The following is a 24,461-nucleotide window of genomic DNA, read 5'->3' as shown; positions in this document are numbered from 1 at the left end:
CGCCAATCTCTAGCACCTGGCCTCAGTGGGCGAGCGGCGCGCCCCAACCGCCCCAGATGTAGACGGCGAAGAAGAGGAACAGCCAGACGACGTCGACGAAGTGCCAGTACCACGCAGCGGCTTCGAAGCCGAAGTGATGGGTGGGGGTGAAGCCGCCGTTCAGCGCACGCAGCAGGCAGACGGCCAGGAAGATCGTGCCGACCAGCACGTGGAAACCATGGAAGCCCGTCGCCATGAAGAAGGTCGCGCCGTAGATCGAGTTGGCGAACTCGAAGGGCGCATGCGCATATTCATAGGCCTGGACGCAGGAAAACAGGATGCCGAGCGCAACCGTCAACGACAGGCCGGCGATCAGTCCCTTGCGGTCATCGTGAAGCAGCGCGTGGTGCGCCCAGGTCACGCAAGTACCGGAAAGTAGCAGGATGACCGTATTGTAGAGCGGCAGGTGCCACGGATCGAGCACTTCGATGCCCTTCGGCGGCCACTGGCCTCCCAGCACCTCGGTGCGCGTCGCCTGGATCGCCTCGTTGGAGAACAGGCTGGCATCGAAGAAGGCCCAGAACCAGGCGACGAAGAACATCACTTCCGAAGCGATGAACATGATCATGCCATAGCGAAGGTGCAGCGATACGACGCGGGTATGCGCGCCGGCACGGCCTTCCTTGATCGTATCCGACCACCAGCCGATCATCGTGTAGATGATGATTGCGAGACCGATGAAGAACAGCCACGGCGTGGCAAAATTCACGCCGAAAATCTGGAATGCGCTACCATGCAGGTAGCGCATGTAACCAACGCCGCCGAAGGTGATGACAAAAGCGCCGAGCGAGGCCAGGATCGGCCACGGGCTCGGATCGATGATGTGGTAGTCGTGCTGTTTCTGATGCGCATCGGCCATGTCAGAATTCCCCGGATGAATGCCTGTTTCGCCGGAACCCGGCGAACCCTCTCAAAGTTTCTTGTCCACCGCCTTATTGCCCTCCGGCAGAGCGGCGACCGGCTTGCCCGGCTCGCTCGGATAGAAGGTGTAGGACAGCGTGATCGTCTTGATATTCCTGGTCTCGTCCGCCTTGGCGATCTCCGGGTCAACGTAGAACACCACAGGCATCTTGACCGTCTCGCCCGGCTGCAGCGTCTGCTCGGTGAAGCAGAAGCACTCGACCTTGTTGAAATAGGCGCCCGCTTCCATCGGCGTCACGTTGAAGACGGCCGAACCCGTCGTCGGACGCGGCGAACGGTTGGTCGCCGTATATTCGATCTGTATCGTCTCGCCGATCTTGGGATTAACCATCCTGGCCGGCTTGAACTCCCAGTTCAGGCCCGACGAGATATTCGCGTCAAATGTGACCTGGATAGTCCTGTCCAGGATCTTTTCGGAATACTGCTCTACCCGCTGGGTCGTGCCGTTATAGCCCGTCACCTGGCAGAACAACCGGTAAAGCGGCACGGAAGCATAGGCAGCACCGACCATGCCGGCGACGAAAACAGCGCAGCCGGCGAAGATCGCGCTGTTGCTGACCCGCTTTGCCTGACCGTTCTGAACGACATCCGTCATCGCTTCGCTCCTAGCCTCCAATATTGCCGATTTTCACCAGCGTCATGACGTAGAAGAGGATCACCAGCCCGGCGAGGACCAGCCCGAGCGCGATATTCCGATTGCGGCGCGATTTTTTCTGCGCGTCGTTGAGCTTGATGGTTTCGATCACAGCATACCCCCGAGGAGGCTAGGCAATCCCTCGAAAAGCCGATCCGCCAGCAAAGCCGAGAAGATCGCGAACAGATAGAGAATCGAATAGGCGAACATCTTCTTCGCCGGGACCATTCTTTCATCGCCGTCGGGCATGCGCCGGACGGCGATGGAACAGTAGATGAAGACCGCGCCGAGCAGGGTAGCGAAAATGCCGTAACCCAGTCCGGCAAGACCCGTGAAGGCCGGCGCGACGGCTGCCAACGCCGTCAGCACGGCATAGACGACGATCTGGTTCTTCGTGGATGCTTCGCCAACGACATTCGGCATCATCGGAACGCCGACGGCGCCGTAGTCCCGCATCTTGAAGAGTGCCAACGCCCAGAAATGCGCCGGCGTCCAGAGAAAGATGATGAGAAAGAGCAGGATGCTATCCACCGAGACGCCGCCCGTGACACAGGCCCAGCCGATCATCGGCGGGAAAGCGCCGGACGCGCCGCCGATGACGATGTTCTGCGGCGTCGAGCGTTTCAGCCACATCGTGTAGACGACGACATAGAAGAAGATGGTGAAAGCGAGCAGGCCGGCCGCAAACCAGTTGACCGCAAGCCCCAGGATAACGACAGAGAAGACCGAAAGCGTCAGGCCGAAAGCGAGCGCCTCCTGCGGCAGGATGCGCCCGGCCGGAATAGGACGCTTGGCCGTGCGGGTCATGACGGCGTCGATATCGGCGTCATACCACATGTTGAGCGCACCGGAAGCACCGGCACCGACTGCAATACAGAGGATGGAGATCACGCCGAGCACCGGGTTGAGATAACCGGGCGCCAGCATCAGGCCGGTAAATGCGGTGAAGACCACGAGCGACATGACCCGCGGCTTCAGAAGCTCGAAGAAATCGCGCGCACTCGCTTCCGAGAGGCGCACGCCTCCATCGGTGCCGAGAGCGTCGTGATTGCCGATAACCGTCATTGAACCGTCCTGTCTGGTAGTCCGGGGCATCGCGGGTTCCGCGATGCCCTCTCTCAAGTTCGAGCCGCTCAGCGGATGCGCGGCAGCTGCTCCCACTGGTGGTAGGGCGGCGGCGAGGAAAGCTGCCATTCGAGCGTGGTGGCACCCTCACCCCAGGGGTTGTCGCCGGCGACGCGCTTCCTGGCGAAGGCTTCCCAGACGCCGAAGAGGAAGATCAGCACGCCGACGAAGGAGATGTAGGAACCGATCGAGGAAACGTAGTTCCAACCCTCAAAGGCATCAGGATAGTCGATGTAGCGGCGCGGCATGCCGGCGAGACCGAGGAAATGCTGCGGGAAGAACACGAGGTTCACGCCCACGAACATGACCCAGAAATGCAGCTTGCCGATGAATTCGTTGTACATGTAGCCGAACATCTTCGGGAACCAGTAGTACCAGGCCGCGAAGATGGCGAAGACCGCGCCGAGCGACAGGACGTAGTGGAAGTGTGCCACGACGTAATAGGTGTCATGCAGCGAACGGTCGAGGCCGGCATTGGCGAGCTGGACGCCCGTGACACCGCCGACGGTGAACAGGAAGATGAAGCCGATCGCCCAGACCATCGGCGTGCGGAAGGTCAGCGAGCCGCCCCACATCGTCGCAATCCAGGAGAAGATCTTGATGCCGGTCGGAACCGCGATGACCATCGTCGCGAAGACGAAGTAGCGCTGCGCATCGAGCGACAGGCCGACCGTGTACATGTGGTGGGCCCAGACGATGAAGCCGACGGCGCCGATCGCGACCATGGCATAGGCCATGCCGAGATAACCGAAGACCGGCTTTCTGGAGAAGGTCGAGATGATGTGACTGATGATGCCGAAGCCGGGCAGGATCAGGATGTAGACTTCCGGATGACCGAAGAACCAGAACAGGTGCTGGTAAAGGATCGGATCGCCGCCGCCTTCCGGCGCGAAGAAGGTCGTGCCGAAGTTGCGGTCGGTCAGAAGCATGGTGATGCCACCTGCCAGAACCGGCAGCGAGAGAAGGAGCAGGAAGGCGGTAATCAGAACGGCCCAGGCGAAAAGCGGCATCTTGTGCAGCGTCATGCCCGGAGCGCGCATGTTCAGGATCGTGGTAATGAAGTTGATCGCACCGAGAATCGAGGACGCACCCGCAATGTGGAGCGAGAAGATCGCGAGGTCGATCGCCGGGCCGGGATGACCCGCGGTCGCGAGCGGCGGGTAGAGCGTCCAGCCCCCGCCTGCACCATAGGCGCCCGCCGGTCCCTCAACGAACATCGAAAGAAGCAGCAGGAGGAAGGCAGGAGGAAGCAGCCAGAAGGAGATGTTGTTAAGACGCGGGAAGGCCATGTCCGGCGCACCGATCATGATCGGAACCATCCAGTTGGCGAAACCACCGATCATTGCCGGCATGACCATGAAGAAGATCATGACCAGCGCGTGAGCAGTCGTAAACACATTGAACATGTGCTTGCCGCCGTCGATCGCGGCGTCACCTTCGAAGCCATAGACCATCGAAGCCAGGCCATGGAAAATCTGGATGCCCGGCTCCTGCAGTTCCATACGCATGGCGACAGAGAGAAGGCCGCCGATGATACCCGCCATGATCGCGAAGATCAGATAGAGCGTGCCGATGTCCTTGTGGTTCGTCGAGAAGAACCAGCGGGCAGCGAAGCCCGGCTTATGGGAATGATGATCGTCGTGAGCATGCGCATCGTGAGAGGTGCGAGCATGAGCGTGATCGTCGTGAGCGGATGCCATTGTTCTCACTCCTCCTGATTACTTGGATTCGTTTGCCGCAACCGCGAGATTGCCGGCAGGCCTGTCGACCGCAGCCATCAGGGCCTTGTTCGCACCTGGAAGATCGCTCCCTGCCTGCGCAAGCCAGGCATTATACCTGTCTTCAGAGACAACACGGATGGCGATCGGCATGAAGGCATGATCCTTGCCGCAAAGCTCGGAGCATTGACCATAATAAAGACCTTCGTTCTCGGCCTTGAACCAGGTCTCGTTCAAACGACCCGGAACGGCGTCGATCTTGAGGCCGAAGGCCGGCATCGCGAAGGCATGAATGACGTCCGACGGCGCGGCGGTCACCAGCAAGCGGATCGTCTTGCCGACCGGAACGACCATTTCGTTATCCACGGCAAGCAGGCGCGGATAAGCGGCGACATCCGTCTTGCCGGCAGCGGTGCGATCTTCTTCCTTCAGCATGAAACTGTCGAAGGCGACCGGGTTCTCGCTACCTTCATATTCATAGTTCCACTGCCATTGGGTGGCAGTGGCTTTTACCGTCATGTCCGCATCCGGAAGCTCAAGCTGGGCGTTCAGAAGGTTGAAGGAGGGGATGGCGAGGAAGAAGAGGACGAGGACCGGGCCGAGCGTCCAGACGATCTCGATCATCGTATTGTGACTGGTGCGTGACGGCACGGGATTGGCACTCGACCGGAACTTCACCACCACCACGAGGATGAGCGCCAGGACCAGGAGCGTGATCGGCACGATGAACCAGAGCGTATAATGCTCGAACCACCTGATCTGGTGCATGATCGGCGTCGCGGGCGCCTGAAGGTCTATCTGCCACGGATGCGGCTGGGCCGCATACCCGGCAGAAGCAAAGAGCAGACAGATGAGCGCCGTCATCACTGCATAAGCTCTGTTCATCACTACATTTCTCCCCATGCGTTTGATCTAGGACAAACCGAACGCAGAATCCAAGCTATATACGGTCTGCTTCAATCACAGTTTGCCTGCCGCCGCAATATCTGGCGGGAAAAGCCCGTGCGGCATTTTTGCGCCTCCCGGAAACCCTTGAATCGTGGCAAAAGACCAGGTTCGGCAAAGCCGGATTTCCGGCGCCCGTCTTGTATTTGCGGAAATCTCAATATTTCCCGGCATGCACCGGATCGCTTTACCGCCAGAATCCGGTGATTTCCTTGTGCGTGAATCAGCAAGACATCACATCGCACTATGGGTCCCATTTTCGCCGTACTCGGCTGGAAAGACGGCGGGGCTTTTCAATTCGTCTGGTGGACGTCAAGAATAGCCGCACTGATTCGTCTTTCAGAGGTTTCCATGGGTCGTCCCTCCCTGATCCGCGCTGGTCTTGCCGTGATGCTTGCAGCGGCTACATCGCTTCCGGCATTTGCGCAGCAGCCCGGTCCGCGGCCAATGCCACAGCCGTCGCAGGACTCCACCCGGCAACCGGCGCCGCAAGCAGCTCCCTCTGCCCCAAACGGCACGGGGACCCAGCAGCCGCCGGCCCAGAAGCCTCAACCACCAGCAGGCAATGTCCGGGAGAATCACGGCGCCTGGTCGATCATCTGTGACCGACCGGCGGGCGCCTCCGCCGAGCAGTGTGCACTGATGCAGAACGTGATCGCCGAGGACCGGCCGGAGGTCGGCCTCTCGGTCGTCGTGCTGAAGACAGCCGACCGGAAGGCGAAGATCCTTCGCATCCTGGCACCGCTCGGCGTGCTCTTGAAGGATGGCATGGAACTTTATGTGGACAACAACAATATCGGCCGCGCCTATTTCACCCGCTGCTTCTCGGAAGGCTGCTATGTGGAGGTGGAAATCGACGACGAGCTGATGCGCATCCTGCGCGCCGGCAAAAACGCCGTCTTCGCGCTGCGCGAATCGGCGGACCAGGATCGCGTCGGGATTCCAATCGAGCTTACCGGCTTCGGCGAAGGCTACGACGCGCTCCCCTGAGCGGCGTATAATAATAAAGTGAACACGCGCACTGGGACGACGGCTCATGGAACTGCAGGGCAGCCATCACTTCCCCGTCCGTTTCGATGACGAGGTCGTGCGCGATGCGGTGCGCGCCTTCGTCATCCAACGTACCGTGCGCGAGCAGAAGATGAAGTGGGGCGCGGCTGCGCTGATGCTGGTGGCCTGTCTTGTCTTGCTCCTGCAGGGCAATTTCACGCTCGCCATCCTGGCAGTCGTCGTAGCCTGCTTTCCGGCACTTTTCAGCGCCATCGTCTGGCGCGCCCATTCCGCCAATGCATTCGGCCGCTACGGACGGATGAAAGACCGTCGCGCGGATGTGAGTATCGACGCGGAAGGTTTCGGCATCGCCTCCGATCTCGGCACCGGAAACCTCACCTGGCGCAATGTCACCGAAATCTGGGAGCGTCCGCGTTCCTTCATGCTCTTCAGCGGCTCAAACGCCTTCAACATCCTGCCGCGCGAAACCATGCCGAAAGAGGCCCAGGCCTATCTGAGCGCGCGTTCAGTTCGAAGATAGACTTGCTTCGCCCCCGCCCCGGACCTACATCGGACGGGAGAGCGCGCGCGTCTTTCGCAGCGACGCCCAAGGAGCATCTATGAACACCGATCTTCTCAACCTTTTCGACTGCGACGAGACGAAGCTGCGTTCGATCCTTTCCGAAACGCTGTCCGGCGCCGACGACGGCGAGCTTTTCGTGGAGCACGCCCAGGCAGAATCACTCACGTTCGACAACGGCCGGCTGAAGGGCGGTTCATTCAATACAGACCAGGGATTTGGTCTACGGGCGGTCGCCGGTGAGGCTGTGGGTTACGCGCATGCGGGCGAATTGTCCGCAGCTGCCCTTTCACGCGCCTCGCATGCAGTCCGCGCCGTCACCGCCGGTTATGCCGGCTCCTATGCCGCCGCCCCTCAGCGCACCAACAAGAAATACTACGGCGACGAGAACCCGATCGGATCCCCAAGCTTCGAAGAGAAGGTCAAGCTTCTGACGGATATCGATGCCTATCTGCGCAACAAGGACGACAAGGTGCGGCAAGTGACCGCCACCGTTTCCGCAAGCTGGCAGGTGGTCGACATCCTGCGTGCCGACGGCCATCGGGTGCAGGATATCCGCCCGATGACCCGCATCAATATCTCTGTCGTCGTCGGCGAAGGCGACCGGCAGGAGAGCGGCTCCTTCGGCACCGGTGGACGCATCGGCTTCGGCGATTTCGTGACGGAAGGCAACTGGCAGACAGGCGCCGACGAGGCGCTGCGTCAGGCGCTTGTGAACTTGACCGCAATCGATGCGCCGGCCGGCACGATGGACGTCGTGCTCGGCTCCGGCTGGCCGGGCGTCATGTTGCACGAAGCGGTCGGACACGGGCTGGAAGGCGATTTCAACCGCAAGAAGACCTCGGCTTTCGCCGGTCTTCTGGGTGAGATGGTCGCCGCACCCGGCGTCACGGTCGTCGACGACGGCACGATCGATAACCGCCGCGGCTCGCTCACCATCGACGACGAGGGTACGCCCTCCGGCTATAACGTGCTGATCGAAAACGGCAAGCTCGTCGGCTACATGCAGGACCGCCAGAATGCCCGGCTGATGGGCATGAAGCCGACCGGCAACGGCCGCCGGCAGGGTTATGCCCATGTGCCGATGCCGCGCATGACCAACACCTACATGCTCGGCGGCGACAAAACGCCGGAAGAAATCATCGCGTCGGTGAAGAAGGGCATCTACGCCGTATCCTTCGGCGGCGGCCAGGTGGACATCACCTCCGGCAAGTTCGTGTTCGGCTGCACCGAGGCCTACATGATCGAAGACGGCAGGATCGGCCCTGCTATCAAGGGCGCCATGCTGATCGGCAACGGTCCGGATGCGATGAAGCGCGTCTCCATGGTCGGCAACGACATGAAGCTCGACACCGGCATCGGCAATTGCGGCAAGGGTGGCCAATGGGTTCCGGTCGGCGTCGGCCAACCGCACCTGAGGATGGACCAGGTGACGGTCGGCGGCACGAAGGCGTGACGCCGCATCGTTCCAATGCGCTGATCCCCGAGCTTTCCGTCAGCGATTGGAGGAAAAGCCGAGATTTCTATTGTGATTTGATTGGTTTTTCAGTCGTCTACGATCGGCCGGAAGAAGGTTTTGCTTTCCTGGCGCTCGACGAGGCGCAATTGATGATCGATCAGATCGGCATCGGCCGGGATTTCGATATAGCCGGAGCACCACGCGAATATCCGTATGGACGCGGGCTCAACCTGCAGATAGTGGTTCCGGCGCTCGACCCGATCCTCGCCCGGCTCGAAACCGCCGGAGTCTCACTCTACCTCGATCCCGAAGAGAAATGGTATCGCCGCGAGAAGAACGAGGCCGGCAACCGCCAGTTCATCATCGCCGATCCGGACGGCTATCTCCTTCGGCTCTTCGAGGATCTTGGTGAGCGCCCGCTCACTCGGCATCCAGCCTGAACAGCCATTTCCGTTCAATCGCCGCGGCAAGATCGATCCGGTTGTTGCGGGCAAAAAGCAGGATATGCCCGAGGAGATCGGCGGTCTCGTCGGCAAGATCGCGATTGAGGTCGTCCTCGCTCCGCCCCTTCTTGCGGCCGCGGCCGGTCGCGCGATTCCAGGCCTGGGTGAGTTCACCCACTTCTTCCTGCAGTTTCAGGACAAACCAATCGGGGTCGCGCTCGATGCCGTGGGTTTCGACATAAGCGGCAGATGCGGCCTCGAACTGGCCGGCAAGTCTCTCCAGCATACGTTCTCCTTTTGTGCCAGAAGGAGGCGGTGATTCGTGATCCTTGTCCAGAGTGTTGCTTGACACCCCGGTGCAAATCCCGACAGGTGCAGGCCATCGCACGAATCCGCATGACGGCCTTCCCATGAACTCGCCCTCCCCGGTCGCCGCCTTTCTGGAATCATGGCTTCCGGGCCATGGACCCGCCGAACTCGCCTTCGTCTTCGTGTCGGCGCTGATCGCGGGCTTGGCGCGCGGGTTCTCCGGCTTCGGCGGGGCACTGATCTTCGTCCCGCTCGCCAGCGCCGCCACGAGCCCGAAAATCGCCTCCGCGTTGCTCCTCGTCATCGACGGGACGATGACGCTCGGCATGCTGCCAGGCGGCTGGAGACGGGCCAACCGGCGCGAAGTCTATACGATGCTGATCGGCGCGCTGGTGGGCGTTCCGGCGGGCACGGCGTTGTTGGCTCTTCTGCCTTCCGTGACGCTGCGCTGGATCATCTCGGTCGTCGTGCTCTGCCTGCTCGTTTTCCTGATCTCCGGCTGGCGTTATCACGGCAAGCCAAAGACGCCGCTGACAATCGGCGTGGGGGCACTCGCCGGACTTTTCGGCGGGGCCGCGCAGATGTCCGGCCCACCGGTCGTCGCCTATTGGCTAGGTGGCGCCATTCCACCGCTGACGGTACGCGCCAACCTCGTGGTCTATTTCGCGCTGGCGACCGTGATTTCAGCGACCTCCTACATCGTCGGAAGCCTGCTCACCGTGGAAGTCCTGGCCATGGCACTGATCGCCGGGCCGGGCTATGGCCTTGGCCTCGCTGCCGGCTCGCAGCTCTTCGGTTTTGCATCCGAAGCGACATTCCGGCGCATCTGTTTTCTGCTGATCGCGATCGCTGCCATCGTCGGCCTGCCTCTCTTCGACGCGTTCCGTCCCTGACAGGATTCCGCATTTCATTCTTCAGCAAGGCTTAACAGGTCCGCGAGTAGGGTCGCGCCATTCGCAAAGAATACGGGCGTGATCTCAGTGAGGAATAAGAAGCGGAGGCTGCAGGCGCTCTGGCGCCGGGACGTCAAACGCCGGCTGGTCGCCGGCGGCCTCGATATGGCTGCGGCTCTCGCGCGGGCCGGAATGATGCCGAACGCGCGCGGTCGCGGCGCGATCTTCACCCTCCATCACGTCCGGCCGAAAAGGACGCGCCCGCTCCAGCCGAGCGAGCATCTCGAGGTCACGCCGGATTTCTTAAATGACGCCATCGAGCGGCTCTTTGCGGAGGGCTACGAATTCATCCCTCTTGCGGATATCCCGTCGCGCCTCGCCAGTCCGACGAAACAGCCCTTTGCCGCCTTCACGCTCGACGACGGCTACAGGAACAATGCCGAATACGCGCTGCCCGTCTTCGCGCGCCATGGCGTGCCCTTCACGGTCTTCGTCACACGCGGATTTGCCGAGCGCACCCATTCGCTTTGGTGGGAAACGCTTGCCGAACTGCTCGGCCGGGAGCGGGAAATCTCCTTCGATTTCGGACATGGCGCCAAGATCACGGGCCTGACCTCGGAAGCCCTGAAATTCGATGCCTTCGACCGCTTCTCCAGATATGTCGAGGAGACCGAAGAGGCGATTGCCGTCTCCAACATCGACGCGCTGGCGCGCAGGCACGGCATCGATCCGCTGAAAATCACCGCCGATCTCACCATGGACGCTCAGGAACTCAGGGCGCTCGCCGCGCATCCGCTCGCCTCGCTCGGCGCGCATACGCTGAGCCACCGGGCGGTCGCCCGTCTTTCCCTGGAGGAAGCCAGCGATGAAATGCGGCAATCGGCAGATTATGTGGAGGCGCTGACAGGCGAGCGCCCAAAGGCGATCGCCTATCCCTACGGCACGCGTCTGGCCGTATCGGAACGCGACTCCATGATCGCGCGCGAACTCGGCTTCTCGGTCGCGGTGACGACGCAGCCCGGCACGCTCTGCGAAAAATATGCGAACCGGCTGACCGCCCTGCCGCGCATCTCGCTCAACGGTTATTACCAGCAGCCGCGATATGTCTCGGCACTCGCCTCCGGGATACCCTTCGCGCTCGGGCGATAACGCTTCCATCTTCCCACATGTCGTTATCCCGAAACCAGTTCCGTTTTCGGGCAACATGCGTCTCACGGATACATCCGCACCTTCTCCCAGGGACCGCCCGGTACGGGGCGGCGGAACTCGATTCGATCGTGCAGGCGGAACTGGCGGTCGTGCCAGAACTCGATCGAAACGGGCTTGATGCGGAAACCGGACCAGTAAGGCGGGCGGGGAATGTCTCCGATCGCGTACCTGGCCGTATATTCGGCAACCGCCTTTTCCAACGCGAAACGGCCTTCGAGCGGCCGGGACTGTTTCGACGCCCAGGCGCCGATCCGGCTGCCACGGGCGCGCGATGCATAATAGGCATCGGCCTCGGCGTCGCTCACCACCTCCACCTCGCCCCGCAGGCGCACCTGGCGGCGCAACGATTTCCAGTGGAAACACATCGCCGCCTTCCTGTTTGCGAGAATTTCACGGCCCTTCTGGCTTTCGAAATTGGTATAGAAGACAAAACCGTTCTCGTCATAACCCTTCAGAAGGACCATGCGGACATTGGGCATGCCGAATTCATCCACGGTCGCCACGGCGACGGCATTCGGATCATTGAGCTCCGTACGCTCCGCGTCCTTCAGCCAGGTTCCGAACAGTGCGAAAGGTTCGGTCTCCTCGGTGAAGTCACCACTTGTTAACTCGCTTTCAGACATATTGACTAAAATACTCCCGAAAAGTGCCCGAAGCTTCTCCATCGGACAGGATGCAAGGTGGTAGTGATATCAAAGTCGAAGAGTCGTACAAAGAGGTCCCTTGCCCTCAGCAAACGCTTCACCGCAATCCTCCTTATCGGTCTCTCACTTGCCGGCTGCACCAGCAGTCTGGATCTCTTCGGCAGTGCGGAAAAGATCGACCGCACCATCGCGACCGGCACCGTGCCCGGCACGGCCCAGCATACGGGTGCAGCACTCTCCGACGAGGCGACGGTCCGCAACGCTGTAACCTCCGCTGATCTCGCCAAGCTCGGCGAAGCATCGGTTCCGTGGGCGAACACCGCAACCGGCAGCGCTGGCGTCGTCTCGCAGATCCGCGAAGCCCGGAATGAAGGGCATATCTGCCGCGACTTCATGACGACGCGGCATTCCTATGAAGGTGTTGCAATGTTTTCCGGACAGGCCTGCCTTACCGGCAGCGGAGACTGGATGCTCACCGCGTTCGACCGACAATAGCCCGCGCCATCCTCACGGCGCGCGCCGGGATATTCCGCCTTTGCCTGCGCGCACCTACGAACAGAATTCCTTCCATGAAACTCTGAACCACTCTCGAAACGGTTTCTTAACCTTAACAACTACCGAGCCTGGTCGCGTAACTACTGATTCAGGAGTCTTGACCTAGATTTCTACCGAACAAGCAGACCATTTGCCGGAACATGAAGAACCGGCGAGTGGCTGTCGGAATTGTGACGAGTATCGGAGGGTCCAAGAATCAAGCGGGGGCCCGCCGCTTCAGGTAACCGGTGGTCCCACAATGCGTGATCCCTATTCCGTTCTGGGCGTGAAGCACAATGCCGACGCCACTGAAATCAAATCGGCCTGGCGCAGCAAGGCAAAGACGCTTCATCCCGATCACAATCAGGATGATCCGTCGGCGGCGAGCCGTTTTGCCGAAATCGGCCAGGCCTACGAGGTCCTGAAGGACCCCGAGCGGCGCAAGCGCTACGATCGTGCTGCTGAAATGCAGCAGACGATCCTGCAGCAGCGTCAGGCTGCGCAAGAAGCAGCCGAACGCGCCAAAGCCACCAAAGCCAATGCGGAAAAGATCATGGAGGAGCTGGCGCGCGCCAACGCGCGGCGGGCCCAATCCCAAGCTCAATCATCTCAAGATCAGCCTCAGAATCAGTCAGGTTCGGCGGGAGAGACACCGGAGGAGGTGATCGAACGCATCTTCGGTGCAGCCGCAGCCGATCAGGCGAGGGCCCAGGGTCAGGCGAAAGGATCGGCACAGGCTGCCGGCGATACTGCCGAAACGGCAAAAGTCGACCCGAACGGCGAAAAACCTCCCCTGCCGGTCATGGCGGTAGACCTCATCGCCTCGCTCGTACGCCGCATCCGCGGCACCTCTCCAGCTCCTGAAAAGGCACCGGATTTCTCCGTGGACGCGATAGTGACCGTCGAAGATCTGCTGAAGCAGAGCTGGGTTACGGTCAAGTTGAGTGACGAGCGCGAGGTCCGATTCGCCCTGGAAAAGGGCATGACCGAAGGTCAAGTGGTACGCCTCAAGGGTCAAGGCATCAAACTTGCCGGCATGAAACCGGGCGATCTTCTCGTCACGCTCAAGGTTGCCCATGACACCGCGTTCCGCATCGAAGGTTTCGATCTCCGTACGGTCCTGCCTATCTCTCTGGAGGACGCCGTGCTGGGTGCAGAAGCAACCGTCGAGACGCCCGAAGGCAACCACAGCATCACCATTCCGGCCTGGTCCGGTTCCGACCAGACGATCAGGCTGATCGGTTTCGGTCTCTATAATGAGGCCGGAGATCGCGGCGATCTCGTCGTCGAACTGCGCATTATCCTGTGGGAAAAGCCGAACGAAAAGGTCACCGACCTGATGCGGCACATGCGTCACGGGCTCTACGTGTAGCGGATTACGCCCGAATATGACAGTTCCGCGTCGGTTTACACCGCTATGCACCCTTGATTACGTCCTTTAACACGAGATGAATGAAGCCAGCTTGAACGCTGGGGCTGCCTATGTCATAGGCAGCATTCGTCTAAAGTTTCAGGGGACTAGGCATGGTTCAGGCTTCCGGCCTCATGGCAGGCAAACGCGGCATCATCATGGGTGTTGCGAACAACCGTTCCATCGCATGGGGCATTGCCAAGGCCATTCATCAGCATGGCGGCGAAGTCGCATTCACCTACCAGGGTGATGCACTGAAGAAGCGTGTCGAACCATTGGCCGCCGAACTTGGCGCTTATATGGCTGGCCATTGCGATGTCAGCGACGAATCGACCGTCGACGCGGTCTTCGAAAACCTCGAAAAGCACTGGGGAAAGATCGACTTCCTCGTGCATGCGATCGGCTTTTCCGACAAGGACGAACTGACCGGCCGTTATGTCGACACATCGGCGGAAAATTTCGCCAAGACGATGCAGATCTCGGTCTATTCCTTCACCTCCGTCGCAAGGCGGGCGGAAAAGCTGATGACCGATGGCGGCTCGATGCTGACGCTCACCTATTACGGCGCGGAAAAGGTCATGCCGAACTACAATGTCATGGGTGTCGCCAAAGCCGCGCTGGAAGCGAGCGTCAAATATCTGGCGGTCGACCTCGGGCCCAAGAATATCCGCGTCAACGCCATTTCCGCCGGCCCGATCAAGACGCTGGCCGCTTCCGGCATCGGCGACTTCCGCTACATCCTCAAGTGGAACGAATATAATGCGCCGCTGCGCCGCACCGTCACCATCGAGGAAGTGGGCGATGTCGGGCTCTACATGCTTTCCGACCTCTCCCGCTCGGTCACCGGCGAAACACACCATGCCGACAGCGGCTACCATGTCGTCGGCATGAAGGCCGTCGACGCGCCCGACATCTCGGTCATCAAGGACTGACCGGCTTTCAGGACGTTTGCCGTGCTCATCTACATGATCCGCCACGGGCAGACGGACTGGAATGCCGAAGGGCGGCTTCAAGGCCAGAAAGACATCCCGCTCAATGCGCTCGGCCGGTCGCAGGCGGTGCGCAACGGCGAGCGGTTGCGTGAAATGATCGGTGCAGCGGAGGGTTTTGCCTTCGTCGCAAGCCCCCTGTCGCGTACCCGCGAAACCATGGAACTCCTTCGCGCCGCCATGGGCCTCGATCCCGAGGCGTATCAAATCGACGAGCGGCTGAGGGAACTTTCCTTTGGCGATTGGGAAGGGCATACGCTCAAGGAAATCAGCCGTATGTCTCCGGATCGCAAGCGTGCGCGGACGCGAGAGAAGTGGAGCTTCATCCCGCCGGGAACGACCGCCGAAAGCTATGAAATCCTCTGCTGGCGGATCGGCGCATGGCTGCAATCCGTCGATGGCCCGACCGTTTGCATCAGTCACGGTGGCGTCATCCGGTCGCTCTTCCGACTGGTCGGCAACCTTGCCGAGGATGACGCAGCCACCGCCCCCACTCCGCAGGACCGGATCCTCAGGATCGATACGGACCATAGCCGTATGGAGTGGTTTTAGCGCATCTGCGCCCGGATGGATGCAGAAAGGTTGCTCCTACAAAACTACACGTTGTGCATTTCTAAAATTGACGCCGATTGCAGGCAGATGCCGCAATCTCCGAAATATATTTCAAATTACTCTTTTCTGATGTTTTCGGCTTACTGGACGACTTCCAGATCGTCGACGATCCGATTGCCATCCACAACGGTGTAGAAAACCAACACCTTCACGCCCGCCTCCAACCCTTCGAAGTTGAATTCCTCGGGCACCTTGTAGGTCTTTCCGTCATCCAACGTCAGGCTGTACGCCTTCGTATCCACCGACTTGATCGTCGCCTCGACATCCGCGCTTTGCGCCCAGCTGTTCAAGGGTGAAAAGATGCTGGCCGTGGTAAGCAGTGCAGCAATCAGGATACGCATCGTCGGTGCCTTTGGCGAAGTCGAGGTTGTTTTGTTTCGATGCACAGATAGCCCCCGGATTGTGGCGAAAATCGCCCGCCACCATGACATTTTCGGTACAAGTAATGACCTGATAGTTAACGCTTTTCAAGATTCTGGCGGCACCTTGCGGCTGGACTGCACAATTTCCGTCAGATCGGGTGAAGTATTTCCGGCGGCAAAGGGCCACGAGGTTTCCAGGTTGCTGTGCAATCGGAAATTAACTCCCTTCCAATAGGCTTTTTCTCCATATCACAGAGGTTAACGAAGAGGTCTGCGCGATTGAAATTCCGGCTTCCGTCCGTTTCCAGATCCCTGCGCCCTTTTCGGAGCACCAAGGCCCCTACAATGATCGCATTCGTCATCGCGCTGCTGGTGATTGTGATCGGCGTTATCATCGACCGGCGCCACACTGAAGACCATCGCAGCGAATTGCGGGCGACGACGGAAAAGGTGGCAGGCCTCCTGGCGCAGCGACTCGCATCCCGCATCGAGACCGACGCCATGACGGCCGACCATCTTGTCTACGCATTGAGGGACGATGCAAAAGGCTCGCCGCTCGCTTTCAAGAATTATGCCGACAAGGCGTTCCGAAACTGGAGGCATTTTTCCGCGGTCGCGATTGCGCCGGAATTCCGTCTCGGCCAAGTCGTCACCCGCGAGGGCATCATCGATGGCGCGTCGGAGACGATCGGCGACATCGATCTTCCACGTCTTGCAAACGATCTGAAATCGGTCGCAGGCCGCGACCGGGTCTCTCTGCTGAGCGGCACGCAGGAAAACCATCTCACGTTGGTCGTGCCGGTGGCCACGGAAGATGAAAGTGCGGATCTTTGGGGCGCGATCGCGGTCCTCATTGACAAGAAAGGGCTCATGGAAGCCTCCGGCGTCACTTTCTCTCCGGATTCGGCCCTAAGCCCGAACCTCATCGATCTCGGATGGTTGAACGTGGTTCTGCGCGACGCCGACAAACCCGGATATTTCGCTTTCTACGGGGACGATTCCATCGATGAACAATCCCCGATGGAATGGACCGTTCCGTTGAAGGGCGCCAATTGGACCCTGCTCGCAGTCCCTTATTCCGGCTGGGATATCGCACCGCCGAACCAACTGCATGTCCGGCTGTGGATTGCGCTTGCCGCACTTGCGATCATCATACCGATCTTCGTCGCGACTTCGCTTATCTCAGAACGCAACCGCAATATTGCGGCGCTGAAAGCGCGCGAGCTTAACCTCCTTGAACTTTCGCAACGCTTCACCCTTGCCATGGAGGCTTCGAATATCGGCATCTGGGAGGTGGCTGGCGACAATCACGATCTCTTCTGGGATGAACGCGCCGCCAAGCTGCACGGGAAGGATGCCGCCAGCGGAGGCAATCGCCTCAATGATTGGCTGAACTCAATCTTTCCGGAAGACCGGGCGGCGGCGGAAACGCACTTCTTCAACTGCACCTGCAGCAACACGCCGCGCAGCGAGGTCTATCGCGTGCAATTACCGAATGGCGCCTTGCGATATCTGCGATCGGCCGGAGCGAACTACCGCCACGCCAATGGCACCCACCGCACCACAGGCATCGTCTGGGACGTGACTGCCGACATGGTGATGACGCAGACGCTGCGGAACGCCAAGGAAAACACCGACATCAAGAACGCCGAGCTGGAACTCGCCCTCGATGAACTATCGAACCGCGAGCAGGAACTGGAAGAGCTCTCGACCAAGCTCGATCTCGCACTTGCCTCCTCCAATTGCGGCATATGGGAATCCAACCCTGTCACGCATGTCGAAATCTGGGATGAGCGGATGTGCCAATTGCATGGGATTCCATTTGCGAACGGCGGCATCCATGCGGATCAGTGGATCAACCTCCTCCACCCCGAAGATCGGGAAAGGGCCAAGCGGACCTCCTATCATTTTGCGGGCAGCTTCCGCCCCGATCCGCTTGTCGCCCGTGTTCCGCAGCCGGACGGCTCCATCCGCTATATCCGCTCGATCGGCAAGCTGCATGTGACTCGTGACGGAACGAAAAAGGTGGTCGGTATCGCCTTCGACGTCACCCAGGACGCGATCCTCACCCAGCAGCTCAAGGCCGCCAAAGATGAAGCCGACGCCAAGAACGCCGAGCTGGAACTCGCCAAGAGCCGTATCGAGCACAATTCGCTGCACGACCCGCTGACACTGCTTGCCAATCGCCGCAAGCTCGACATGGAACTCGATCGTCTGTCACGTTCCAGCCAGAACGAGCGGCAGAAATTCTCCATCCTGCATCTCGATCTCGACCGCTTCAAGCAGATCAACGATACGCTCGGCCACGCGGCTGGCGACGCCATGCTGGTGCATGCGTCACACATCCTGTCGCGCAACGTCCGCGGCTCGGATGTGGTTGCACGCATCGGCGGCGACGAATTCGTTATCCTTGCCTCCGGCAATTCCAGCGCCGAACAGATGGCACAGCTTGCCCAGCGCATCATCGCGGAATTCCACCAGCCGATCGATTTCGAGGGCTTTTCCTGTCGGTGCGGCGTCTCGATCGGGATTGCCCAGGCGAGCGGCCTGAATGTCGACGCGCGCCGCACCCTGGTCAACGCCGACATCGCGCTTTATCGGGCGAAAGGCATGGGCCGCAACCGCTATGAATTCTTCACGCAGAACCTGCAGGCCGAGATCGTCAATCAGAAGCGGACCGCCGACGAAGTGCTTGCAGGCATCGACAACTACGAGTTCGCAGCCTGGTACCAGCCGCAATTCTGCGCCCGGACCAACGAGTTCACCGGGGTGGAGGCTCTCATCCGCTGGAATCACCCGCATCACGGAATCCTCACCCCCGATCGGTTCCTGAAAATCGCCGAGGACCTCAACGTCTCGGCGACGCTTGACCAGATCGTGCTCGAGACCGTCTTGAAGGACAAACTGCGCTGGATTGCGCTCGGCATCAGGATCCCCAAGGTTTCCGTCAATGTTTCCTCCAAAAGGCTGCATGACGAGACGCTGATCGACACGCTGAAGGCCCTGCAGATCGAGCCTGGCGAAATTTCCTTCGAACTGGTTGAATCGATCTTTCTCGACGAAAGCGAAGACTCGGCGACCCGCAATCTCGAACGCATCAAGGAACTTGGCATCGATATCGAGATCGACGATTTCGGCACGGGCCACACGTCGATCGTCAGCCTTCTGAAGCTGAAGCCGAAGCGTCTCAAGATCGACCGCCAGCTTGTCATGCCGATCCTGAGCTCGCCGCAGGAACGCGCGCTCGTCCGTTCCATCATCGACATCGCCCGGTCGCTCGGGGTCGAGACCGTGGCGGAAGGCGTGGAAACGATGCAACATGCGAGCCTGTTGCGCGAACTCGGTTGCGACCTGCTGCAGGGCTACGCGTTCTCCCGGCCGCTTTCCTTCAGCGACTTCACGCAAGCCGCACTCGCCGGCTGGCGGAAAGCCGCCGCATAGACACATCGTTCACCCGTCGGCGGCAGCCGTTCACGCAAGAAAAGCTTGTCGCATGGCCGCCTTTTCCATATGACAGCCGCGTCAGCAGTCGGCGGGAGGCCAACTCCGCCATAGCCGGTTATAACGTCATGTCGCATAACACGTTCGGTCACCTTTTCCGCGTCACCACCTGGGGTGAGAGCCATGGTCCGGCGCTCGGCTGCGTCGTTGACGGCTGCCCGCCCGGCATTCGCTTCACCCAAGCCGAAATCCAGGCATGGATGGACAAGCGAAAGCCCGGCCAGTCGCGCTTCGTGACCCAGCGGCGCGAGGACGATATCGTCAAAGTGCTATCCGGCGTAATGATGGATGAGGACGGTGAGACGATGATCTCAACCGGCACGCCGATTTCCATGCTGATCGAAAATACCGACCAGCGCTCCAAGGATTATGGCGAGATCGCCCGCCGCTACCGCCCGGGACACGCGGACTATACCTATGACGTGAAATACGGCATCCGCGACTATCGCGGCGGCGGACGCTCGTCCGCCCGCGAGACGGCTGCCCGCGTGGCGGCAGGAGCGCTCGCCCGCAAGGTTGTTCCGGGGCTCAATGTCCGCGCCGCGCTGATCCAGATCGGCAAGCACCGGATCAACCGCGCCAACTGGGATTGGGAGCAGGTCGGCCAGAATCCGTTCTTTTCCCCCGATGCCCAGATCGTGCCGGTCTGGGAGGAATATCTGGATTCGATCCGCAAGGCAGGTTCGTCGATCGGCGCGGTGGTGGAAGTGATCGCCGAAGGTGTGCCCGCCGGTCTCGGTGCTCCGATCTACGGCAAGCTCGATCAGGATATCGCCGGTCTTCTGATGTCCATCAACGCGGTCAAGGGTGTGGAGATCGGCGAGGGTTTTGCTGCAGCGGAACTTTCCGGCGAGGAGAATGCCGACGAGATGCGCATGGGCAATGACGGCAAGCCGATCTTTCTCTCCAATCACGCCGGAGGTATTCTCGGTGGCATCTCGACCGGCGAGGCGGTGATCGCCCGTTTCGCGATCAAACCGACCTCCTCCATTCTCACCGAACGGCATTCGATCGATGCGGACGGCAACAATGTCGAAATACGCACCAAGGGTCGTCACGATCCCTGCGTCGGTATTCGCGCGGTGCCGATCGGCGAGGCCATGGTTGCGTGCGCCGTTGCCGACCACTATCTCCGCCATCGGGCACAAACCGGGCGCACTCTTTAGGAACGACATCCATGGCCTATGACCAGAAACGCGTCGTCGACGCCATCCGAGCCTTCGAAGCCGGCGAAATCGTCGTGGTTACCGACGATGACGACCGAGAAAACGAGGGCGACCTGATCGTGGCGGCCGTTCACTGTACGCCGGACAAGATGGCCTTCATCGTGCGTCATACATCCGGCATCGTCTGCGCACCCATGCCGCGCGAGGAGGCCAAGCGCCTCAATCTCAACGCCATGGTGGCCGAAAACGACAGCGCGCATACGACCGCCTTCACCGTCACCGTCGATTTCAAGCACGGCACGACGACCGGGATTTCAGCGGAGGACAGGACCCTCACCGTCCGCAATCTGGCCAATCCCAATGTCGGCCCCGGTGATTTTGTACGGCCCGGCCACATCTTCCCGCTGATCGCCCGCGAAGGCGGCGTTCTGATGCGTTCCGGCCATACGGAAGCGGCTGTCGACCTCTGCAAGCTCGCAGGCCTGCCGCCAGTCGGCGTGATCTGCGAACTCGTCAACGACGACGGCACCGTGACCCGCGGTCAGCAGGTTGCGGACTTCGCCGCCAAGCACGAGCTTAAGCAGGTTTCGGTTGCCGATCTCATCGCATACCGCCAGCGCAAGGAAACGCTCATCGAACTGCAGTCCAGTTTCGACATCGAGACCATGCACGGCAACGCCAAGGCACATGCCTATTCTCTTCCCTGGGATCCGATGCAGCATGTGGCGGTGATCTTCGGCGACATTCGCGACGGCGTCGACATTCCCGTCCGGCTCCATCTCGAAAACGTCACCCGCGACGTTTTCGGTGCCCAGAGGCCGCTCGACCGCTACATGGCGAAGATTGAAGAAGAGGGGCGTGGCGTCGTCATCTACCTGCGCGAAGGCTCCGTCGGCGTCGGCCAGAAGGATCATGGCCGCAAGCTGCGCCACGACCAGGAAGGTCATGCCGAGGCACAGGCGCGCGAAAGCGAATGGCTGGAAATCGGCCTTGGTGCACAGATTTTGAAGGATCTCGGCGTCACGTCGATCAAGCTCCTGACCCGCAGCGAGCGCCACTATGTCGGCCTCGAGGGTTTCGGCATCAAGATTTCCGAGACCGTGATCTGCTGATCGCCTTTTAGTTGCATTCGGTTTTATGCGCGCTAGATTGCTACTCTGTTGAGGGGCGGCAATTTTTCGTGTACGAATAATATGAAGATCGTCTGGGACGAGCCGAAGCGGATAGCGAATGTCGAGAAGCATGGTCTTGATTTTGAGGACATTGCTTATTTCCACTGGGAAACGCCGTTATGGAGCGAAGTCATTCCGGCCGCACCAAGGCAATCGGCTATTTCGAGGACGGCACGGCGGTTGTCATTTTTGCGAGGCTGGGTACTGAAGCCATTTCAATCATCAGCTTCCGGCCCGCTAACCCAAAAGAAAAGAGGCTCCTGACATGGCAGTGAAGCGTCAGACTCTCAAGGAATTCCAGCCCGGTCGCGGCTACACCAAAGAAGATTGGGACGCGGTTGACAGCCCGCCGCTCACCGATGAAGAACTCGCACGCATGCGTCCGGCGCGCGAAGTCATGCCGTCCGAGTTCTTCGAGGCGATCGAGGAGATGCGTCGCGCCCGCGGACGACCCAGGGTCGATGCGCCGAAGGTTGCCGTGACGCTCAGGCTCGATCCGGACGTGCTCGCAAAATTCAGGGCCTCGGGCAAGGACTGGCGTACCAAGATGGCCGAGGAACTGCGCAAGGCCGCAGGCCTCTGACATCGCCCTAACGGCTCGCCGCGAGGATCGCTTCGATGAAACTGTGGGCCTTCAGTGCATCGTCGCCCGTGACGCGGAGAGCTGCGCCGTTTTGAACAGCATCGATGAAGTTTCCCATCAGCGCCCGGTGCATCTCGTGGCCGAAAGCCATGGGATCGGCGCCTGCCCCGCTGCCAATCTTCTCGCCGCCTTCACTGACGCTCGTGCCGTCCACGAAGGCGGCTTCTAGCTTGTCGCCGGTGAAGACCGCCGCACCCTTTGTGCCGATCAACTCGATGCGCTCGGCCAAGCCGGGATAGGCGCAGGTCGTGGCATTCAGCGTGCCGATCGCGCCGTTCTCGAAGGAGAAGGCGGCCGTCACCAGATCTTCCGTCTCCATCGTATGGATGGGCGTGGCGCGGACGAAGGAAGAGACATCTTTGGGAGTCCCGGCAAAACTGAGAAGCAGGTCGATCGTGTGGATGCCCTGTGTCAGCAATACACCGCCGCCGTCGCGGGCGCGGGTGCCTCGCCCTTCGACATCGTAATAGCTCTGGGGGCGCCAGTTGCGGATCGCCGCCGAAGCTTCGACCAACTGTCCCAGCCGCCCCGACTTGACGATCTCATCGAGCTTCAGGGCCGCCGATCGGAAGCGATTCTGGAGGACCATGCCAAGCAAGACGCTTGCTTCTCTCGCCGTCCGGACGATCGCTTCGGAGCGCGCAAAGGAGATATCGAGCGGCTTTTCGAGCAGAATGTGCTTGCCGGCTTCCGCGGCCCGCCGGACGAGCTCCAGATGGGTGTTCGGAGGCGTCAGGATCAGCACCGCCTCGATCGTCCTGTCGGCAAAGATCGCGTCGAGGTCGCCGCTCGTCTGGATCGGATATTGCGTGGCGAATGCTTCGCGCCGGGCATTGCTCCGGCTGTAGGCCGCTACGCATTCGATCCTGTCGGAAAGGTCGAGCAGCGCGCGGGCATGATGTCCCGAAGCCATGCCGAGCCCGATCATCGCCACCTTCAACCTTGCCATCATCCCCTCCCCGGAATGGTTTCAGCCGAGAACTTCAATCGTCCGCATGATGCCGCGTAGCTCCGCAAGCCCCTTCAGCCGGCCGATGCAGGAGTAGCCGGGATTGACCTTCCTGCCTATGTCGTCGACGATCGCATGACCATGGTCCGGCCGCATGGGTATCTGCCAATCCGCCCGCCCGTCCGCCTTGCGGCGCTTCTCCTCCGCCATCAGTACCATCACTACACGAACCATATCCGTATCCCCTTCCAGATGCTCGGCCTCGTGGAAGGAGCCGTCACCTTCCCTGGTGACGTTGCGCAGGTGCGCAAAGTGGATATCCGGGCCGAATTCCTTCGCCATGGCGACCAGATCGTTTTCCGGGTTGGCGCCGTAGGAACCGGTGCAGAGCGTTATGCCGTTCGAAGGAGACTTCACGGCGGCAAGCAGCGCGCGGGCATCGGATGCCTTGCAGACGACGCGCGGCAGGCCGAAAAGCGGGAAAGGCGGATCATCCGGATGGATCGCCATCTTCACGCCCGCCTCTTCGGCCACCGGAATAATCTCCTTGAGGAATGCGAAGAGGTTTTCGCGGAAACCATCCTCCGACAGTTCCCTGTAGATATCCAGCATGCGGTTGAGGCTCTGCCGGTCGTAGACGAATTCGCGCGCAGGCACCCATTCGATGAGGTTGCGCTCCAGCCTTGCAAGATCACTCCCGCTCGCCGTTTTCAGCCACGCCGCCGCCTTTTCGATCCGGTCGGCGGGATGGTCCCGTTCGGCGCCGGGGCGTTTCAGGATGAAGACGTCATAGGCGCAGAACTCGACAATATCGAAGCGTAGCGCCGTGCCGCCATGCGGCATGCGATAGTCGAGGTCGGTACGCGTCCAGTCGGTGATCGCCATGAAATTGTAGCAGACCGTCCTGATGCCGGCCCTGGCGACGGCGCGGATGGACGCCTTGTAGTTGTCGATCAGTTCGCGATAACGGCCGGTGCGGGTCTTGATATCTTCATGGACGATGATGCTTTCCACCACCGACCAGGTAAGGCCGGCTTCTTCGATGATCGCCTTGCGCTTCAAAATCTCGTCGTCCGGCCAGATGCGGCCATCGTTCAGGTGATGCAGCGCGGTGACGATGCCCGTCGCGCCCGCCTGCTTCACATGCGAAAGGGCTACCGTATCGTCCGGTCCGAACCAGCGCCAGGTCTGTTCCATCGTATTTTACCTTATG

At 60.5% G+C, this 24,461-nt stretch carries 25 protein-coding genes and 1 pseudogene; 15 read left to right on the top strand and 11 right to left on the bottom strand.

From position 1 onward, the window contains the following. Positions 1 to 22: 22 nt before the first annotated feature. The 6 genes from QEO92_RS02905 to coxB form a co-directional block, all read right to left on the bottom strand. The gene (locus QEO92_RS02905) at positions 23 to 898 is read right to left on the bottom strand and encodes a cytochrome c oxidase subunit 3 (protein ID WP_037158098.1); all 876 of its coding nucleotides are present in this window, start codon (positions 896 to 898) and stop codon (positions 23 to 25) included. A gap of 51 nt (positions 899 to 949) precedes the next feature. Further along, entirely contained in the window at positions 950 to 1,555 is a 606-nt protein-coding gene (locus QEO92_RS02900; protein WP_227702094.1) for a cytochrome c oxidase assembly protein, read from the bottom strand. 10 nt (positions 1,556 to 1,565) lie between these two features. Further along, complete coding sequence (locus QEO92_RS02895) at positions 1,566 to 1,706, bottom strand: hypothetical protein (protein WP_200884033.1); 141 nt, start codon at positions 1,704 to 1,706, stop codon at positions 1,566 to 1,568. Further along, entirely contained in the window at positions 1,703 to 2,659 is a 957-nt protein-coding gene (locus QEO92_RS02890; protein ID WP_227702093.1) for a heme o synthase, read from the bottom strand. The genes QEO92_RS02895 and QEO92_RS02890 overlap by 4 nt, the downstream gene beginning before the upstream one ends. 68 nt (positions 2,660 to 2,727) lie before the next feature. Continuing rightward, entirely contained in the window at positions 2,728 to 4,419 is a 1,692-nt protein-coding gene (ctaD, locus tag QEO92_RS02885) for a cytochrome c oxidase subunit I (protein ID WP_227702092.1), read from the bottom strand. 18 nt (positions 4,420 to 4,437) lie between these two features. Further along, positions 4,438 to 5,322 carry a cytochrome c oxidase subunit II gene (gene coxB, locus QEO92_RS02880; protein WP_227702091.1) on the bottom strand — a complete coding sequence of 295 codons (885 nt, stop codon included), beginning with the start codon at positions 5,320 to 5,322 and terminating at the stop codon, positions 4,438 to 4,440. A 411-nt stretch (positions 5,323 to 5,733) separates the two neighbouring features. On the opposite strand from coxB, the gene QEO92_RS02875 reads away from it, so the two are divergent. The 4 genes from QEO92_RS02875 (at position 5,734) to QEO92_RS02860 (ending at position 8,851) form a co-directional block, all read left to right on the top strand. Then, positions 5,734 to 6,372, top strand: coding sequence for an invasion associated locus B family protein (locus QEO92_RS02875; protein WP_037159802.1), 639 nt, complete (start codon positions 5,734 to 5,736; stop codon positions 6,370 to 6,372). Positions 6,373 to 6,418: 46 nt separating this feature from the next. Continuing rightward, complete coding sequence (locus tag QEO92_RS02870; RefSeq protein WP_227702090.1) at positions 6,419 to 6,913, top strand: YcxB family protein; 495 nt, start codon at positions 6,419 to 6,421, stop codon at positions 6,911 to 6,913. A 79-nt stretch (positions 6,914 to 6,992) separates the two neighbouring features. Next, positions 6,993 to 8,408, top strand: coding sequence for a metalloprotease TldD (gene tldD / locus QEO92_RS02865; RefSeq protein WP_227702089.1), 1,416 nt, complete (start codon positions 6,993 to 6,995; stop codon positions 8,406 to 8,408). After that, the gene (locus QEO92_RS02860) at positions 8,405 to 8,851 is read left to right on the top strand and encodes a bleomycin resistance protein (protein WP_037158112.1); all 447 of its coding nucleotides are present in this window, start codon (positions 8,405 to 8,407) and stop codon (positions 8,849 to 8,851) included. The genes tldD and QEO92_RS02860 overlap by 4 nt, the downstream gene beginning before the upstream one ends. Here the strand turns inward: QEO92_RS02860 and QEO92_RS02855 are convergent. Continuing rightward, a complete protein-coding gene (locus QEO92_RS02855) occupies positions 8,832 to 9,140 on the bottom strand; it encodes a nucleoside triphosphate pyrophosphohydrolase family protein (RefSeq protein ID WP_037158114.1) in 309 nt (102 codons plus the stop codon). The genes QEO92_RS02860 and QEO92_RS02855 overlap by 20 nt on opposite strands. A gap of 124 nt (positions 9,141 to 9,264) precedes the next feature. Between QEO92_RS02855 and QEO92_RS02850 the strand changes: the two genes are divergently transcribed. Further along, the gene (locus QEO92_RS02850) at positions 9,265 to 10,056 is read left to right on the top strand and encodes a sulfite exporter TauE/SafE family protein (RefSeq protein WP_037159805.1); all 792 of its coding nucleotides are present in this window, start codon (positions 9,265 to 9,267) and stop codon (positions 10,054 to 10,056) included. An 87-nt stretch (positions 10,057 to 10,143) separates the two neighbouring features. After that, on the top strand, positions 10,144 to 11,205 hold the full coding sequence (locus QEO92_RS02845; protein WP_407720762.1) for a polysaccharide deacetylase family protein: 1,062 nt from the start codon (positions 10,144 to 10,146) through the stop codon (positions 11,203 to 11,205). A gap of 62 nt (positions 11,206 to 11,267) precedes the next feature. Here QEO92_RS02845 and pdxH read toward each other — a convergent pair whose 3' ends face one another. Next, positions 11,268 to 11,888 (bottom strand): pyridoxamine 5'-phosphate oxidase, encoded by a 621-nt coding sequence (pdxH, locus tag QEO92_RS02840; RefSeq protein ID WP_037158116.1) that lies wholly within the window; start codon positions 11,886 to 11,888, stop codon positions 11,268 to 11,270. 57 nt (positions 11,889 to 11,945) lie between these two features. On the opposite strand from pdxH, the gene QEO92_RS02835 reads away from it, so the two are divergent. From QEO92_RS02835 to QEO92_RS02820, 4 genes are all read left to right on the top strand, one after another. After that, complete coding sequence (locus QEO92_RS02835) at positions 11,946 to 12,404, top strand: RT0821/Lpp0805 family surface protein (RefSeq protein WP_037158123.1); 459 nt, start codon at positions 11,946 to 11,948, stop codon at positions 12,402 to 12,404. Positions 12,405 to 12,702: 298 nt separating this feature from the next. Continuing rightward, positions 12,703 to 13,815, top strand: a complete 1,113-nt coding sequence (locus QEO92_RS02830; RefSeq protein WP_227702088.1) for a DnaJ C-terminal domain-containing protein — start codon at positions 12,703 to 12,705, stop codon at positions 13,813 to 13,815. A 152-nt stretch (positions 13,816 to 13,967) separates the two neighbouring features. Then, on the top strand, positions 13,968 to 14,786 hold the full coding sequence (gene fabI, locus QEO92_RS02825) for an enoyl-ACP reductase FabI (RefSeq protein ID WP_037158126.1): 819 nt from the start codon (positions 13,968 to 13,970) through the stop codon (positions 14,784 to 14,786). Positions 14,787 to 14,807: 21 nt separating this feature from the next. Next, positions 14,808 to 15,395 (top strand): histidine phosphatase family protein, encoded by a 588-nt coding sequence (locus tag QEO92_RS02820; protein WP_037158128.1) that lies wholly within the window; start codon positions 14,808 to 14,810, stop codon positions 15,393 to 15,395. A gap of 140 nt (positions 15,396 to 15,535) precedes the next feature. Here the strand turns inward: QEO92_RS02820 and QEO92_RS02815 are convergent, their stop codons facing one another. Further along, complete coding sequence (locus tag QEO92_RS02815) at positions 15,536 to 15,796, bottom strand: DUF1344 domain-containing protein (protein ID WP_037158130.1); 261 nt, start codon at positions 15,794 to 15,796, stop codon at positions 15,536 to 15,538. Positions 15,797 to 16,162: 366 nt separating this feature from the next. Between QEO92_RS02815 and QEO92_RS02810 the strand changes: the two genes are divergently transcribed. From QEO92_RS02810 to QEO92_RS02790, 5 genes and pseudogenes are all read left to right on the top strand, one after another. Continuing rightward, a complete protein-coding gene (locus tag QEO92_RS02810) occupies positions 16,163 to 19,258 on the top strand; it encodes a bifunctional diguanylate cyclase/phosphodiesterase (protein ID WP_227702087.1) in 3,096 nt (1,031 codons plus the stop codon). Positions 19,259 to 19,386: 128 nt separating this feature from the next. After that, the gene (gene aroC / locus QEO92_RS02805; RefSeq protein WP_037158133.1) at positions 19,387 to 20,484 is read left to right on the top strand and encodes a chorismate synthase; all 1,098 of its coding nucleotides are present in this window, start codon (positions 19,387 to 19,389) and stop codon (positions 20,482 to 20,484) included. 11 nt (positions 20,485 to 20,495) lie between these two features. After that, complete coding sequence (ribB, locus tag QEO92_RS02800; RefSeq protein ID WP_037158135.1) at positions 20,496 to 21,596, top strand: 3,4-dihydroxy-2-butanone-4-phosphate synthase; 1,101 nt, start codon at positions 20,496 to 20,498, stop codon at positions 21,594 to 21,596. Between the two features lie 81 nt (positions 21,597 to 21,677). Continuing rightward, a pseudogene (locus tag QEO92_RS02795) lies at positions 21,678 to 21,931 on the top strand (BrnT family toxin). Next, positions 21,922 to 22,239, top strand: a complete 318-nt coding sequence (locus tag QEO92_RS02790; protein WP_037158139.1) for a BrnA antitoxin family protein — start codon at positions 21,922 to 21,924, stop codon at positions 22,237 to 22,239. The pseudogene QEO92_RS02795 and the gene QEO92_RS02790 overlap by 10 nt, the downstream one beginning before the upstream one ends. A 7-nt stretch (positions 22,240 to 22,246) precedes the next feature. Here the strand turns inward: QEO92_RS02790 and QEO92_RS02785 are convergent, their stop codons facing one another. Together QEO92_RS02785 and uxuA are read right to left on the bottom strand one after the other, a co-directional pair. Continuing rightward, complete coding sequence (locus QEO92_RS02785) at positions 22,247 to 23,248, bottom strand: Gfo/Idh/MocA family protein (RefSeq protein ID WP_227702086.1); 1,002 nt, start codon at positions 23,246 to 23,248, stop codon at positions 22,247 to 22,249. A 21-nt stretch (positions 23,249 to 23,269) separates the two neighbouring features. Continuing rightward, the gene (gene uxuA, locus QEO92_RS02780; protein ID WP_227702085.1) at positions 23,270 to 24,445 is read right to left on the bottom strand and encodes a mannonate dehydratase; all 1,176 of its coding nucleotides are present in this window, start codon (positions 24,443 to 24,445) and stop codon (positions 23,270 to 23,272) included. Between the last annotated feature and the right edge of the window lie 16 nt (positions 24,446 to 24,461).

This window comes from Neorhizobium petrolearium (genome assembly GCF_029854435.1).
Lineage (GTDB): Bacteria > Pseudomonadota > Alphaproteobacteria > Rhizobiales > Rhizobiaceae > Neorhizobium > Neorhizobium petrolearium.
Note: the sequence above shows the minus strand (reverse complement) of the source record. Positions and strands in the feature narration are given on the sequence as shown.

Coding starts and splice junctions, on each gene's coding strand:
- ctaD (WP_227702092.1), bottom strand. CDS start 4,419: ATGGCATCCGCTCACGACGATCACGCTCATGCTCGCACCTCTCACGAT.
- QEO92_RS02870 (WP_227702090.1), top strand. CDS start 6,419: ATGGAACTGCAGGGCAGCCATCACTTCCCCGTCCGTTTCGATGACGAG.
- QEO92_RS02855 (WP_037158114.1), bottom strand. CDS start 9,140: ATGCTGGAGAGACTTGCCGGCCAGTTCGAGGCCGCATCTGCCGCTTAT.
- pdxH (WP_037158116.1), bottom strand. CDS start 11,888: ATGTCTGAAAGCGAGTTAACAAGTGGTGACTTCACCGAGGAGACCGAA.
- QEO92_RS02810 (WP_227702087.1), top strand. CDS start 16,163: ATGATCGCATTCGTCATCGCGCTGCTGGTGATTGTGATCGGCGTTATC.
- QEO92_RS02890 (WP_227702093.1), bottom strand. CDS start 2,659: ATGACGGTTATCGGCAATCACGACGCTCTCGGCACCGATGGAGGCGTG.
- coxB (WP_227702091.1), bottom strand. CDS start 5,322: ATGAACAGAGCTTATGCAGTGATGACGGCGCTCATCTGTCTGCTCTTT.
- fabI (WP_037158126.1), top strand. CDS start 13,968: ATGGTTCAGGCTTCCGGCCTCATGGCAGGCAAACGCGGCATCATCATG.
- QEO92_RS02830 (WP_227702088.1), top strand. CDS start 12,703: ATGCGTGATCCCTATTCCGTTCTGGGCGTGAAGCACAATGCCGACGCC.
- QEO92_RS02900 (WP_227702094.1), bottom strand. CDS start 1,555: ATGACGGATGTCGTTCAGAACGGTCAGGCAAAGCGGGTCAGCAACAGC.
- ribB (WP_037158135.1), top strand. CDS start 20,496: ATGGCCTATGACCAGAAACGCGTCGTCGACGCCATCCGAGCCTTCGAA.
- tldD (WP_227702089.1), top strand. CDS start 6,993: ATGAACACCGATCTTCTCAACCTTTTCGACTGCGACGAGACGAAGCTG.
- QEO92_RS02815 (WP_037158130.1), bottom strand. CDS start 15,796: ATGCGTATCCTGATTGCTGCACTGCTTACCACGGCCAGCATCTTTTCA.
- QEO92_RS02790 (WP_037158139.1), top strand. CDS start 21,922: ATGGCAGTGAAGCGTCAGACTCTCAAGGAATTCCAGCCCGGTCGCGGC.
- QEO92_RS02875 (WP_037159802.1), top strand. CDS start 5,734: ATGGGTCGTCCCTCCCTGATCCGCGCTGGTCTTGCCGTGATGCTTGCA.
- aroC (WP_037158133.1), top strand. CDS start 19,387: ATGTCGCATAACACGTTCGGTCACCTTTTCCGCGTCACCACCTGGGGT.
- QEO92_RS02785 (WP_227702086.1), bottom strand. CDS start 23,248: ATGGCAAGGTTGAAGGTGGCGATGATCGGGCTCGGCATGGCTTCGGGA.
- QEO92_RS02905 (WP_037158098.1), bottom strand. CDS start 898: ATGGCCGATGCGCATCAGAAACAGCACGACTACCACATCATCGATCCG.
- QEO92_RS02850 (WP_037159805.1), top strand. CDS start 9,265: ATGAACTCGCCCTCCCCGGTCGCCGCCTTTCTGGAATCATGGCTTCCG.
- uxuA (WP_227702085.1), bottom strand. CDS start 24,445: ATGGAACAGACCTGGCGCTGGTTCGGACCGGACGATACGGTAGCCCTT.